The 13,932-nt window shown below is 63.8% G+C and carries 14 protein-coding genes; 6 read left to right on the plus strand and 8 right to left on the minus strand.

Features of this window, described 5'->3' with window-relative positions; translation table 11 throughout:
- Window positions 1–5: 5 nt before the first annotated feature.
- Genes NKI54_RS08850 through NKI54_RS08880 form a run of 7 tightly spaced genes read right to left on the minus strand, consistent with a single transcriptional unit; the run spans window position 6 to window position 6,570 of the window.
- Window positions 6–956: an ABC transporter permease gene (locus tag NKI54_RS08850; RefSeq protein WP_352691185.1), complete on the minus strand. Its 951-nt coding sequence runs from the start codon at window positions 954–956 to the stop codon at window positions 6–8.
- Entirely contained in the window at window positions 953–1,696 is a 744-nt protein-coding gene (locus NKI54_RS08855; protein WP_352472917.1) for an ATP-binding cassette domain-containing protein, read from the minus strand. The genes NKI54_RS08850 and NKI54_RS08855 overlap by 4 nt, the downstream gene beginning before the upstream one ends.
- Entirely contained in the window at window positions 1,689–2,426 is a 738-nt protein-coding gene (locus tag NKI54_RS08860) for an ATP-binding cassette domain-containing protein (protein WP_023676082.1), read from the minus strand. Before NKI54_RS08860 ends, NKI54_RS08855 begins: the two co-directional genes overlap by 8 nt.
- A 57-nt stretch (window positions 2,427–2,483) precedes the next feature.
- Window positions 2,484–3,671, minus strand: coding sequence for an ABC transporter substrate-binding protein (locus NKI54_RS08865; protein ID WP_023676081.1), 1,188 nt, complete (start codon window positions 3,669–3,671; stop codon window positions 2,484–2,486).
- Window positions 3,672–3,691: 20 nt separating this feature from the next.
- On the minus strand, window positions 3,692–4,834 hold the full coding sequence (locus NKI54_RS08870) for an extracellular solute-binding protein (protein WP_352691290.1): 1,143 nt from the start codon (window positions 4,832–4,834) through the stop codon (window positions 3,692–3,694).
- Window positions 4,835–4,854: 20 nt separating this feature from the next.
- Window positions 4,855–6,015, minus strand: coding sequence for a CaiB/BaiF CoA transferase family protein (locus tag NKI54_RS08875; protein WP_352590347.1), 1,161 nt, complete (start codon window positions 6,013–6,015; stop codon window positions 4,855–4,857).
- Between the two features lie 3 nt (window positions 6,016–6,018).
- The gene (locus tag NKI54_RS08880) at window positions 6,019–6,570 is read right to left on the minus strand and encodes a MaoC family dehydratase (RefSeq protein ID WP_352455282.1); all 552 of its coding nucleotides are present in this window, start codon (window positions 6,568–6,570) and stop codon (window positions 6,019–6,021) included.
- A 190-nt stretch (window positions 6,571–6,760) separates the two neighbouring features.
- Between NKI54_RS08880 and NKI54_RS08885 the strand changes: the two genes are divergently transcribed.
- Window positions 6,761–7,858 (plus strand): lactonase family protein, encoded by a 1,098-nt coding sequence (locus NKI54_RS08885; protein ID WP_352691188.1) that lies wholly within the window; start codon window positions 6,761–6,763, stop codon window positions 7,856–7,858.
- A 7-nt stretch (window positions 7,859–7,865) separates the two neighbouring features.
- Here NKI54_RS08885 and NKI54_RS08890 read toward each other — a convergent pair whose 3' ends face one another.
- Window positions 7,866–8,579, minus strand: coding sequence for a GntR family transcriptional regulator (locus NKI54_RS08890; RefSeq protein ID WP_352691190.1), 714 nt, complete (start codon window positions 8,577–8,579; stop codon window positions 7,866–7,868).
- A 258-nt stretch (window positions 8,580–8,837) separates the two neighbouring features.
- Between NKI54_RS08890 and NKI54_RS08895 the strand changes: the two genes are divergently transcribed.
- The 5 genes from NKI54_RS08895 (at window position 8,838) to NKI54_RS08915 (ending at window position 13,929) form a co-directional block, all read left to right on the plus strand.
- Window positions 8,838–9,926 carry an ABC transporter ATP-binding protein gene (locus NKI54_RS08895; RefSeq protein ID WP_352691192.1) on the plus strand — a complete coding sequence of 363 codons (1,089 nt, stop codon included), beginning with the start codon at window positions 8,838–8,840 and terminating at the stop codon, window positions 9,924–9,926.
- Window positions 9,927–9,962: 36 nt separating this feature from the next.
- Window positions 9,963–11,252 carry an ABC transporter substrate-binding protein gene (locus NKI54_RS08900; protein WP_352451581.1) on the plus strand — a complete coding sequence of 430 codons (1,290 nt, stop codon included), beginning with the start codon at window positions 9,963–9,965 and terminating at the stop codon, window positions 11,250–11,252.
- A gap of 199 nt (window positions 11,253–11,451) precedes the next feature.
- Window positions 11,452–12,363: an ABC transporter permease gene (locus NKI54_RS08905; RefSeq protein ID WP_352691292.1), complete on the plus strand. Its 912-nt coding sequence runs from the start codon at window positions 11,452–11,454 to the stop codon at window positions 12,361–12,363.
- A gap of 4 nt (window positions 12,364–12,367) precedes the next feature.
- Window positions 12,368–13,186, plus strand: coding sequence for an ABC transporter permease (locus NKI54_RS08910; protein WP_352451583.1), 819 nt, complete (start codon window positions 12,368–12,370; stop codon window positions 13,184–13,186).
- A gap of 2 nt (window positions 13,187–13,188) precedes the next feature.
- Window positions 13,189–13,929, plus strand: coding sequence for an aspartate/glutamate racemase family protein (locus NKI54_RS08915; RefSeq protein WP_352691194.1), 741 nt, complete (start codon window positions 13,189–13,191; stop codon window positions 13,927–13,929).
- Window positions 13,930–13,932 lie beyond the last annotated feature (3 nt).

A 13,932-nucleotide genomic window follows, 5' to 3' on the forward strand; every position in this document is an offset into this window, starting at 1 on the left:
GCTTCTCAGCCTTTCCGCCCTGATAGCCGCTCCTGCAGCGCCGTCATGATCACGGCCACAACCAGGATCGCGCCATAGGCGATCTGCAGCACATAGGTGGAGACGTTGAAGGCGGTCAGCACGCTCTGCAGCAGGAAGATGTCGACAGCGCCGATCGCGGCCCCGGCGAGCCCGCCGCGTCCGCCGGCAAGGCTGACGCCACCGAGCGCCACCGCGGCAATCGCGATCAGCGTGTAGGTTGGCCCGATATTAGGGTCGGCCGAACCGATCAGGGCGGTCAGCATGAGGCCGGCACAGGCGGCAAGTATGCCGGTCATGACATAGGCTATGAAACGTACTTTCGTCACCGGAATGCCGGCCGTGTAGGCGGCGCGGTCGTCGCTGCCCACCGCCATCAGCTGGTCGTAGTAAGGCGTCTGCCGCACCAGCCACCAGAACAGCAAGATCAGCGCCAGCGGCAGCGCCGACCAGGGGCCGGCCATGGCCTTCAGCCAGCCCGGCGCCGGACCGATCGGCGCCGGCAGGATGGTCAGCGTCATGCCGGTGAGGATCAGATAGGTGCCGAGCGTTGCGACGATCGGCTGGATGCGGACGATGGTCGCCAGAAAGCCGTTGGCGGCGCCGACGATCGCGCCGATCAGAAGCGCCGCCGGCACGATGAACAGCGGCGAAGACATGCCGAGCCTGAGGAACAGCAGCTGGATCGCCATCGCATTGACGAAGCCCATCAATGGCCCGACGGAAATGTCGATGCCGCCGCGCCCGGCGAGGATCACTGGAGCCGAGGCGACCGCTGCGCCGATCAGCGGCGCGGCGAGCCCGATCAGCGCGCCCCAGGCGGCAGGATGGAAGCGCGCCGGATTGAGCAGCAGATTGACCGCGATCAGGATCACCAACAGCACTGCCGCAAAGCCAGCGCCGCGCCATCGCGCCGCCATGCGCCGAAACCCGCTCATGCCGCGCGCCCGAACATGGCGGCGATCACCGTATCGCTTTTCATCGCGTCTCCGGTGATTTCAGCCGCGACCTGCTGTTCGCGAAATACCAGCACGCGATGGCAAAGCAGGAGGATCTCCTCGATTTCGCTCGACAGGATGACCAGAGCCATGCCGTCCGCCGCCAGTCCACGAAACACATCGTAGAGGACATGGCGCGTCGCCACGTCGACACCGCGCGTCGGATCATTGAGGAGCAGGATCGCCGGTTCCAACGCCAATGCGCGGGCCAGCAGCACCTTCTGCTGATTGCCGCCGGAAAGCGTGGTGATCGGGGCGTCCGGCCGTGGCGCGATGATCGACAGTCTGTCCCGATAGCGTTCATAGCGCTGCCGCCGCGCGGCGAAGCTGAGCAGACCGAAACGCATATCGCGCGACAGCGTCGAGACGGCAAAATTGTCGAGCACCGATTGGGTCGGAAAAATGCCGGTGGTGCGCCGGTCGCGCGGCAAATAGGCGATGCCGCCGGCGACCGCCTTGCGGAAATTGGTGATCGCGCGCGCTCCGGTTGGCGCCTCGACGGTCACCTCGCCGCCGGCCGGGCGTTCCAGGCCGGCCAGCACTTTCAGGAACCGCTCCTGTCCGTGGCCGTCGAGGCCGGCAAGGCCGACGATCTCGCCCGGCGCAATGGTTTGCGTCATGGGGCTTGCGCCCGGCGCGATCACCAGGCCACGCACCGAAAGGCTGGCGCGATCAGCCATGCGCCAGCTCCGCCGCCGTGCGTGGCGCCATCGCTCTGAGAAGTTCGGATGCGGTGGACGTGCCGCGTTCCTCAGTCGTCACCACGCTGCCGCCGCGCAGCACGGAAATCCGGTCCGAAAGCGACATCACCTCGTCCATGCGATGGGTGATGAACAGGATCAGGCAGCCTTCGGAGGCAAGCTTGCGCATCATGGCAAAGACCGCCTCGCGATCGGCAAAGTCGAGCGCCGCTGTAACCTCGTCAAGGATGAGAATGCGCGGGCTGCGCACCACGGCGCGGGCGAGCACTACCAATTGCTGAACCGCAAGCGGCACTTGCCCGGCCAACTGGTCGAGCGGGATCTCGGTCACCGCGAAGCGCTTCAGCACCGCTTGCGCGCGTTGCCGCCGCTCGGCGCGCGGCACGGTGCGCGTCAGCAGGCCGTCGAGGCCGAGCAGGATGTTGTCCGTCACCGAACGGTCAGGCGCGATCAGCACTTCCTGGAACACGGTGGCCAACCCGGCGGTCTGGAACGCCGCCGGCGAGAGGCCGGTAAAGGGCGCTCCGTCGAGCAGGATCGCGCCGCTGTCCTGCTGCACGATCCCCGACAGCAGCTTGACCAGGGTGCTCTTGCCCGAACCGTTCTCGCCCAGGATGGTGTGGATCGTGCCGGCGCGGAATGCGATGGAGGCATTGGCCAGCGCAATCGTTTCGCCGTAGCGTTTCGAGATGGCCTGGACTTCCAGCATGAGCAATCCTGATGTAGAAAGCCGGCACCGCTGGTGCGGAGCCGGCCCTCATAAATGCTACTTGGCGCAGGCGTCCGGCACCTTCGAATAGTCCCAGCCCTTGGTCGGTGCCGGATTGGCGAAATAGGCATCGAGCCATTCCTCCGGCATCGGATCCTTCGGCGGGACCGGGAAGATCGAGACGGCGTCCGGCGTCATGCAGTCCTTGTACCAGGCGCCGAGGTCGGCATTGTGCACCGGCGGAATCGGGATCAGCAGCGTGTTGAGCTTGGGTTTCTGCCCATCCAGCATGCGCGCCCCGACACGAAACAGCGTCTCGGCCGTCCAGTGCGGCAGAACCGCATGGCCTTCGAAGCGGTATTTGTCGGGATTGGCCTTCCAGTAGCCGAGCGCATCGCCGGTGATCGAGCCGGTGATCAGCGGGGCAGGGCGGCCGGCCTCGGCAAAGGCCTCGGCGACGACGCGGCTTTCGCTGCCCGTCGTCCACACTGCATCGATCGGCGCCGGATTGGTGGCGATTGCCTGCAGCACCGCCGTCTTGGTAACGTTGGCCGTCCAATTGCCGTTGACGCTGCGCGAGACCTTGAGCTTTGAATTTTCGGCCAGCGCCTTGTCGGCACCCTGGCGCTCCTGCACGACGATCGGGTGACCGGCAATGCCTTCGACCAGAAGCACGCTGCCGCCGTCCGGCATTGCTTTGCCGATCGCCGTCATCATGTCATAGCCCCAGCGCGCATAGTTGGAATCGACATTGATCGCATTCGGGCTGGTCACCGACCCAGCTGCCGTGATGAAGGGGATGCCGGCTTTGGCTGCGGCATCGATGGCATCGTCCAGCGCCGTCGCCGAGCCGGGGATCGAGGTGATGATCGAGCATTTCTTGTCGATGAAGGCGCGGATCTGGTTGATCTGCTGACTGGCGTCGTTGTTGGAATCCGACACCTCGAAGCTCGCCACGGTGCCGTCGGCGATCAGGCCGTCGACCAGCCGCTTCAACTCCTTGGTGACGGTGACGCGCCACGGATTGCCCTGGTAGGACTCGGAGTGGCACCATTTCCATGGCTTTGGCGGCGGCGTGAAATTATCCCAGGCCGACGGCAGCACCTTTTGCGGCGCGCCGTCATATTGCGCCTTCAGTTCGGTCGGCAATCCAGCAATCACGCCCGAAACGTCTTGAGCGCAGGCTATGGTCGTGACCGATGCAAGTGCGGTTGCGGCCATAAGGCCGCGGATCAGGCTGTTCATGTTCTCCTCCGTTCGGTTGTTCAGGCTCCTCCGCCGGCAACGCCGGACACCTGCGTCGAAAGGCTCTCCCGAAACAGGCGATTGAGATCGGCAACGACGCGAGCGGCATTGTGCCTTTCGCTCAGGCCGAGATTGATGCGATCGGACGCCGCCTGCTGGAACGCCATGTAGCCGTCGTGCCGCGGCCTGACCCAGGCACCTTCGAGCGTGGCCCGCGTGTCCTTGTAGAAATTGCCGGCGGCGGCGTTGACGGCGGCATCCGCCCAGGCTGCCGCATGGCCGGGCTGGCCGCCGGCCGAGGCGTAAGGGCCGCGCTGCACGTCACCGCTGGCGATCCAGTAGGCGAAGTCGATTGCTTCCTGTCCGGCCTTCGAGAAGGCCGACACGGCGATGCCGGTGCCGCCGAGCGCCGAGCCTTTGGGGCCGGCATTGCCAGCGGCCGGAATATCCGCGAAAGCCAGGCGGTTGGGTCGAAACCCGGCGATGGCATAGGAGACATAGCCATAGATCAGCGGCGCGCAGGCGATCCGCGAGCCGGATCCGGCCATTTGCTCCAGAACCGCGATCGGATCCATGCCAAGACAGGCCGGGTCGACGAGGGCTGCGATCTCGCGCATCATCTCGAAGACCTGCTTGCCCGCTGCCGGATCCACATGGTCGCCAGGGCCTTCACTGGCGGGTCGGCCGAGATTGCCGGCAAGCGTGTAGAACACCATCAGCGAATGCGGCGGCCTGAGCGGCAACAGCACGTGGCCTTGCCGGGCCAGATCGAGGGCATCGGCCCAGCTCGCCGGCGCAGCCGAAAGCATGTCGGGCCGCCATGCCTGCACCTGGCTGGCCGCGTCGATCGGAAACGCCCACTGCCGGCCTTGCCAGTTGTAGCTCGGAAAGGACCGGCCGACGCTGCCCGCCGCAAGTGCTGCACGCTCGCCTTCCCGGCCGGCGACATCGAGCGGCGTCAGGCAGTTCTCGGCGGTGATCTGGCCGACATGCGGATGGTCGACGACGATCAGGTCGTAGGCACGAGCCAGTTCCTCGACCGGGAAGGATTCGAAATCCTGCAGCGAGCGCTTGTCCCATTCAACGGCGACGCCGGTGCGTTCCGTCCACACTGCCGAACAGGCGACCATCGGGTCATAGCCGCGCGGATGGCTCCAGGTCATGCCTTTGAGCGTGACGTCGCTCACAGCCCGAACTCAGCGCGGATTTTTGCGCTGTGCTCGCCGATGCGTGGCGCGGCCCGCTCGACCTTCGCGCGGATGCCGTCTACCCTGAGCGGCGAGCGCGTGGTGAGGATCGAAACGTCATCCTCGCGCGTCACCGTCTGCAGCATGTCGAGGACCTGGAAGCCTTCGCTGGCCATCATTTCCGGCCAGGTCAAAACCTTGGCGCACCAGATGTCGGCAGGCTCGAGAATGGCAAGCCATTCGTCGACCGTCTTCGTTGCGATCTTTTGCGCGATGATCGCCTTGATCTCGTCGCGGGCGGTGAACCAGGTCGACGGCTGGTCGCGATAGGGCGCAAGCTCCTCGAGCCCGAGGAGATCGGCGAGTTTCGAGATCGGCGTCATGGCGATCGCCAGATAGCCGCCCTTGGCCGGATAGACGCCGTAGGGCGCCGAGAGATAGGCGTGCGCGCTGCGGAAGCTCGACCGCCGCGGCAGCCGGCGCCCGTCATTGAGATGCGTGGTCAGCACCTCGAACTGGAAGTCGACCAGCGCTTCGAGCAGGCTGGTCTCGACATGGCTGCCCTTGCCGGTCACGCCGCGCCGCACCAGTGCGGCGAGGATGCCTTGCGCGGCGGCGGAACCCGCCAGCATGTCGGCGATCGCCAGGCCGAAGGGCACCGGCCCCTGGTCCTCGTCGCCGTTCAGCCACATCACGCCGGAGCGGGCCTGCGCCAGCAGATCCTGCCCGGGCCGCTTGACCCACGGGCCTTCCTCGCCATAGCCGCTGATCGAGGCGTAGACCAGGCGCGGATTGATCTTGCGCACCGCCTCGTAATCGAAGCCCAGGCGTTCGATGACGCCGGGCCTGAAATTCTGGATCAGCACGTCGGCCTTGGCCAGCAGGCCGCGCAGCGCCGCAAGGTCGGCCTCGTCCTTCAAGTCGATGGCAAGGCTTTCCTTGGCGCGGTTGATCGCATGGAAAATGGTGGAATCGCCACCGATCTCGGTGTCGCTGAGATAGAGCCGGCGCGACAGATCGCCGCCGTCCGGCCGTTCGATCTTGATGACGCGAGCGCCGAGGTCGAGCAGTCGCAGCGAGCAGTAAGGCCCGGACAAGAACTGGCTCATATCGACAACGATGAGCCCGGTCAGCGGCAGTTCGGCAATGGCAGCCATTGCCTATTTCTCCGTCTTGCCGGCGAAATCGGCCGGATTGCGGTACTTCACCGTCTGCAGGTGCTCGCAATAAAGCACGAGCTCGCCTTCACCCTTGAAGACTTCATAGCTGGCGCGGATCAGCCCCATTTCCTTGTATTTTGGCTTCTTGTCGAGGTTGGAGCGGATCGAATAGATCGTGTCGCCTATGAACACCGGCTTGATGAAGCGCAATTTGTCGTAGCCATACGAAAAGGCGTTGATGCAATTGGTGGCGACGAGACCGAGCCCGGCCGAGAACACGAAGGCCCCTGCCACCAGCCGCTTGCCGAAAATGCCTTGCGTCTCGGCGAACATCTGGTCCTGCACGTATGGATGGATGTCGAGCACCAGCGTGTTGAAGAGATGGCTGTCGCCCTCGGCAATGGTCCGGCGCAGCGAGCGGATCTTCTGGCCGACCGGCCAGTCTTCGTAGAACCAGTTCTCCGCGTTCCAGACGGGAAGGTCGGCGTGATCCCTAGGCATGTTGGCGGGGTGTGTCGATGCCACGCCCACGGTTGGCGCGAAACCGCTCATGACGACTTCCTTTGGGAGCGGGAATCGTCCATCAGGGCGCGCCGCGGACCAGCGAAATGCATGATCGATCCTCCCGTCAATCTTCTTTTGTGAATAGTATTTTCACATATGGGGTTGTGTTGCAAGCGTGAACAGGCGAAATTTTGCCTGCTCCGTCGGGGCCAATGCCGGCGGAACAAGGGAGGAAGTGATGCAGAATGCCTGTCTGGTTTTCGTCGGCAGCCTCAATCGCGACGCCCCGTATTTTCAGGGCGCGCGCGGCATCGGGCTGGGTGTCTACAGTTTCGACGAAGGGACGCTGCAGACGAAGAAACTGGCCGAGACGGGAGACATCGACAATCCCACCTTCCTGTCGGTGACGCCGGACGGCTCCCACATCTATGCCAACTCAGAAGTGTTCACCTGGCGCGAAGGGGTGGTCTCGGCCTACCGTTTCGACAGGCAGACCGCCACGCTGTCCTACATCAACAAGCAGCCGACGCTGGGCAGCATCACGGCGCACAACGCCATCACGCGCGACCGGACGAAGCTGCTGGTCGCCAATTACGGCATGGGCGAGGGCGGCCCCGATCGCTCGGTCGTGGTCTATGGGTTGGGTGAGAATGGCGGCCTGACAGCGCCGTTGTCGAGCGTTGCCCATAGCGGGACCGGACCAGATCCTGCCCGCCAGGAGCGGCCGCATGCCCATAGCGCAACCGAGACGGTTGCCGGCGGCATGGCGATCGTCGCTGACCTCGGCATCGACCGGCTGGTGTCCTATCGCATCGGCTCAGACGGCAGCCTGACGAAGCTCGCCGAGTCGGCGCTTGCGCCAGGCGCGGGTCCGCGCCATCTCGCACTGCATCCGGGCGGTCGCTTCGTGTTCGTCATGAACGAGCTGGATTCGACGGTTGTCTCGCTGGCGCTGGACGAAGCATCAGGCAAGCTTACGGTGATCGACAGCAAGCCGGCCGTGCCGCCCGAGGCGCGCGACGGCAATCACTGCGCCGACATCCAGATCTCGCCTGACGGCCGCTTTCTCTACGGCTCCAACCGCGGCCATGACAGCATCGCCGTGTTTTCGATCGACCAGCAAACCGGCAGGCTTGCCCTTGTGGGCTATACGCCTTGCGGCGGCGCCACGCCGCGCAATCTGGCACTGACGCCCTCGGGCGGCCATCTGTTCTCGGCCAACCAGAATGCCGACCGCATCTCGATTTTCGCCCGTGATGCCGCAACCGGCCGGCTGACCGACACCGGCCGATCCATCGAAATTGGCACGCCGATGTGTGTGAGGATCGTGCGTTGACGCGATCTCAGAACTCGAGCGCCTGCCTGAGTGCCGGGCCGCTCCTGACGCGCAGATCGAGGTCGGCCTCGATATGGTCGATGTGGTGCAGCATCAGCGCGCTGGCGCGTTCGGCATTGCCATTTTCCAGCGCCTCGAGGATCTGCGTGTGTTCGTTGTGGCCGCAGCTCGAGATGCCCGAGCGGCCATAGAGTGCGATCACCAGCGATGAACGAGCGACCAATTCCTCCATGAAGCGCTGCAGGATGACGTTTCCCGCGACCGACGCCAGAAGCAGGTGAAAATCCCCCGACGCCTTGATCTCCGATCGCCTTGCGTTGGGTCCGCGTTCGGCGATGAAACGGCCTTCTTCGTCGATCTGGGCCTTGAACGCGGCGACATGCGCCGGCGTCATCCGTCCGGCGGCGGCAATCGCGATGCCTGGTTCGATGAGCCGGCGCGAAGCAAAAACCTGCCGCGCTTCCTCCGGCGACGGATTGGCGACGAAGGCGCCGCGATTGCGCTCGGTGCGCACCAATCCTTCGAAGGAAAGCATCTGCAGTGCCGCACGCGCCACGGTGCGGCTGACATCGAACAGCGTGCCGACTTCGCCTTCGGAAAGCTTTGTTCCCGGCGCCAGCCGGCGATCGACGATCGCGTCGCGCAACTGGTCGCGGATCGCCTGCGCGCGATCCTCGTTGGCGGCCTCGATAGCAGGGAAGGTCTGGTCGGCAATGTTCATGGCAGTGGTCCTGCGTTCTTCTACCCTGAATCGCATCGCTTGGACGAGAGACAAAGTGAATACAGAAATGAAAAAGATTGCATACGATCTTTGCGAAGATCGGCGGCAATCGCCTATAATTTGTGCATTGCACAAGGGCGACGTATCGGCAGCTATATAGAGGCGGCCCTGATTTCTTCGAGGATTCAGTCGGTTGGTGTGGCGGCGCGCAACTGGCACGCATGATGCTTTGGCTAATCCGACCAAAGGGGAAGCTGGATGTCCAAAGCCGCCGAAATCGACATTGTGTCCGTTTCGAAAGTCTATGGCGCGACGACTGCCGTCGAAGGCATCAGCCTGAAAATCCCTGCGGGAACCTATTGCTGCCTGCTCGGTCCGTCCGGCTGTGGCAAGACCTCGACGCTGCGCATGATCGCCGGGCACGAGAGCATATCGAGTGGCGACGTGCGTCTCGGCAACACAGTGGTCACCGACCTGCCGCCGGCCAGGCGCGGCACTGCCATGATGTTCCAGTCCTACGCACTGTTTCCGCATCTCGACCTGATCGACAATGTCGCCTTCAGCCTGAAGATGAAAGGCGTCGGCAAGGAGGAGCGCCGCGCCAAGGCACTCGACATGCTGAAGCTGATGCAGATGGAGGCCTATGCCAGCCGCCGCCCGGCGCAGCTTTCCGGCGGGCAGCAGCAGCGCGTTGCTCTTGCGCGCGCATTGATCACCGATCCCGAGGCGCTGTTGCTCGACGAACCGCTTTCGGCGCTCGATCCTTTCCTGAAGATCCGCATGCGAGCCGAACTGAAGAAGCTGCAGACGTCGCTCGGCATCACTTTCGTCCACGTCACCCACAGCCAGGAAGAGGCGATGGCGCTGGCCGACCTGATCGTGGTGATGAACGACGGCCGTATCGAGCAGGCGGCGCACCCTCGCACGGTGTTCGAGCGGCCGGCCACGGCCTTCGTCGCTCGTTTCATGGGCGACCACAATGTCATCTCCGGGCGCGTCGCCGGCAGTCGCGACGGCATGGTCGTTTTCGATGTGCCCGGCGGCGTCGCGCTCGCCGCCAGCGGGCAGGGCAGGGAGACCGGGGAACCCATCGACATCGCCATTCGCACCGACCACGTGCGCATCGGCGAGCCGCCGGCAGCCGGGCTCGGCTTCACCGGCATCGTTTCAAACGTCGAGTACCGCGGTTCGACCGTGAAGCTCTCGGTCAATGGCGCCGGCATCGAGGATTTCACGGTAATCGTCGACGACACCAGCTTCTTCGCCAGGCCGGTTGCCGTCGGCGACGCAGTGCCGATCGCCTGGGATGCCGAGGACGCGATCGTCCTTGGCCGTCTCGATTCCTGAAATCCAGCATAACCAACCAAAACAGGGGAACTGAACATGACCAACACCACCGACAAGAAGACTGGAATATCGCGACGTTCGCTGCTCAAGACAGGTGCCGCCGCCGTCGGTTTCGCCGCCGGTTCCGGCGCCATATCAGGCTTTCCGACCATCTGGGCGCAATCGAACATCACGCTGCGCCAGTTCGGCACCGGCGTGTCCAATCTCAATGCCATCGCCGACAAGTGCAAAGCCGATCTCGGCATCACGCTGGAGATGACAGCAACCGATTCCGACGCCGCCGCGCAGCGCGCCGTGACGCAGCCCGACAGCTACGACATCGCCGACATCGAATACTGGATCTGCAAGAAGGTGTTCCCGACAGGCGTCCTGCAGCCGATGGATGTCACCAAGCTGAAATATTACGACGAGCTGGTGCCGCTGTTCAAAACCGGCAAGCTGACGCCCGACAGCGTCATTGCCCAGGGCACCGCACCGCATACGGTCGGTTACGTCGAGGCCCAAGACAGCAAGGTTTTCGCCAAGGCGCCGACCAATTGGTTCACCATGGTGCCGACGATCTACAATGCCGATACGCTCGGCATCCGCCCCGACCTCGTCGGCCGCGATATCACCACCTGGGCCGACATCATGGATCCGGCCTTCAAGGGCAAGACCGCCATCCTCAACATCCCGTCGATCGGCATCATGGATGCCGCGATGATCATGGAGGCAACGGGCAACATCAAATACGCCGACAAGGGCAACATGACCAAGGAGGAGATCGACAAGACGATCGACTTCCTGATCAAGGCCAAGCAAGCCGGCCAGTTCCGCGCCTTCTGGAAATCCTTCGACGAAAGCGTCAACCTGATGGCTTCAGGCGAAGTGGTCATCCAGTCAATGTGGTCGCCGGCCGTGGCCGCGGTCCGCTCCAAGGGCATCGCGTGCCGCTTCCAGCCGCTCAAGGAAGGCTACCGGTCCTGGGGTGGCGGGCTTGGCCTGGCAGCCCATCTCTCCGGCGCCGAACTCGACGCCGCCTATGAATACATCAACTGGTACACGTCCGGCTGGGTTGGCGGCTATCTCAATCGCCAGGGCTATTACTCGGCCAACATGGTGTCGGCCAAGAAGTTTATGTCCGAGGACGAGTGGGGCTACTGGATCGAAGGCAAGCCGGCAAAGGGCGATATCCTGTCGCCGGACGGCAAGGTCATGGAAAAGGCTGGCGCCGTGCGTGACGGCGGCTCTTTCGAAGAGCGCATGGGCAAGGTCGCCTGCTGGAACTCGGTCATGGACGAGGACCGCTACATGGTGAAGCGCTGGAACGAGTTCATCGCTGCGTAGGTACAACGTCTTCCCCTTCTCCCCTTGTGGGAGAAGGTGGATTGGCGCGCAGCGCCAAGACGGTTGAGGGGTGCCGGGAGCGCTGTTGGTGCCAAGCTGGAACACCCCTCATCCGACCGAGCTTCGCTCGGCCACCTTCTCCCACAGGGGGAGAAGGAAAGGCGGCTTCGCCGCATCGCTGACTTATACCGAGATGTTCATGACAGTCGCGCTCGAACGCCCCGCCACCGCCGCCGCCAAACCCGCCAGACGCCGCCGGCTCTCGATCGGCGCCCTCGTCCCCTATCTCCAGGCAACACCACTTGCCCTGGTCCTCGGCGCGTTCCTCCTGCTGCCAATTCTGATGATCGCCGTGGTCTCATTCTGGGATTACGATTTCGCGGCGATGTATCCGGATTTCCTGACCACCAATTATTCCGACACGCTCGGCTCCTGGGTCACCTGGAAAACCTACCTGAATACGCTGAAATACGCCGCCATCGTCTGGGCGCTGACGCTGTTCATCGGTTTCTGGGTCGCCTATTTCCTTGCCTTCCATATCAGGACCACGGCCATGCAGATGGTGCTGTTCCTTGTCTGCACGGTGCCGTTCCTGACCTCCAACATCATCCGCATGATCTCGTGGATTCCGGTGCTTGGCCGCAATGGCCTGGTCAACTCGACGCTGGTGCAAATGGGGCTGATCCCGAAGCCGATCGAATGGCTGCTCTATTCCGAATTCGCCGTGGTGCTGGCCATGGTGCATCTCTATACGCTGTTCATGGTGACGCCGATCTTCAACACGCTGATGCGCATCGACAAGTCGTTGATAGAAGCCGCGCGCGACGCCGGCGCTTCCGGCTGGCAGGTTCTGTGGAACGTCGTCATTCCGCTCGCCAAGCCCGGCATGGCGATCGGCACCATTTTCGTCGTCACCCTGGTGATGGCCGACTTCTCGACGGTGCAGGTGATGTCCGGCGGGCAGAGCGCCTCCGTCGCGCTGATGATGAAGAACCAGATGTCGCTGCTGCAATATCCGGCAGCCGCCGCCAACGCCGTCGTGCTCTTGGTTCTGGTGCTGCTGATGGTCGCGGGCATCCTGCGCATCGTCGACATCCGCAAGGAGCTGTGAGGCGATGAGCCAGGACAAGCGCACCCTCGAATTCTATGTGTTGGCGGCGTTCTTCGGTCTTTTCGTGTTGTTCCTCTACGGCCCGCTTTCGGCGATCCTGATCCTCTCTTTCCAGGGCGAGAACGGCGGTCTGACATTTCCGCTGAACGGCGTTTCGCTGCACTGGTTCGCCAATTTGTTCGAACGCCAGGCGGTCGGCGACTTCGGCGGCAGCTTCAAACGCTCGCTCGTCCTTGGCCTGATGGTGATGGTCGTCACTGTCGCCGTGTCGCTGCTCGCCGGCCTGGCCTTCCGGCAGAAATTTCGCGGCGCAACCGCACTGTTCTATCTGGCCGTCGCCAGCCTGGTCGTGCCGTCGATCATCATCAGTCTCGGCATCGGCGTCGTCTTTCAGCAGATCGGCTTCCGCCCCGCCTGGTACACCTCCGCTTTCGGCGCCCATCTGACCTGGACCTTGCCTTTCGGCGTGCTGATTATGTTTGCTGTCTTCAACCGGTTCTCGCCAGCCTATGAGGAAGCCGCGCGCGATCTCGGAGCATCGTCGTGGCAGACCTTTGCCCATGTCGTGCTGCCGATGATCGCGCCCAGCCTGATCGGCGTCGGCCTGTTCGGCTTCACTCTGTCATATGACGAGTTCGCCCGCACGCTGATGACCTCGGGCACGTTCAACACGTTGCCGCTCGAAATCTACGGCATGACGACGAATGTCACGACGCCGGTGCTCTATGCGCTGGGCACCGTGACGACCGTGTTTTCCTTCCTGGTGATCCTGCTGACGCTCGGCGCAATCGTCTATGTCGGCCGCCGCCGCGAGCGTGCCTGACAGTGCAGATCCTCGTCGTCAATCCAAACACCACCGCCAGCATGACCGAGACTATCGCGGTCGCCGCCCGATCGGTCGCTGCTCAATCGACGAAGATCGTTGCCGTCACCTCTACGATGGGCCCGGTGTCGATCGAAGGCTATTACGATGAAGCGCTTGCCGTGCCCGGCCTGCTGGTCGAGATCGCCGCCGGCGAACGCTCGGGCGCGCAAGCCGCGATCATTGCCTGTTTCGACGACACCGGCCTTGATGCCGCGCGCGCCATGGCCAACATTCCGGTCATCGGCATTTGCGAGGCATCGCTCAGCACGGCCTCGTTCATCGCCCAGCGCTTCACCGTCGTCACCACCACCGGACGTTCGCGCGTGCCGGTCGAAGGCCTGGTGCAACGCTACGGTATGGCGGGGCGGGCACGCGTGCGCGCCGCCGACATCCCGGTTCTTGCCCTCGAAGATCCGGCGTCCGACGCACTGCTCAGGCTGCGCAGCGAGATTGCGCGCGCCATCGACGAGGATCGCGCCGAGGCGATCGTGCTCGGCTGTGCCGGCATGGCCGATCTGGCGGCGGCGCTGCAGCGGGAATTCGGGCTTCCGGTCATCGACGGCGTGGGCGCTGCCGTGAAACAGGCCGAGGCATTGATCGCCCTTGGCCTGACGACATCCAAGCGCGGCGCCTATGCAAGCCCGTTGGCAAAGTCCTATCATGGCGCGTTGAAATCCTTCGCGCCTGGCGCCGCCGAGTGATCG

The organism is Mesorhizobium sp. M0663 (assembly GCF_040320585.1).
Classification (GTDB): domain Bacteria; phylum Pseudomonadota; class Alphaproteobacteria; order Rhizobiales; family Rhizobiaceae; genus Mesorhizobium.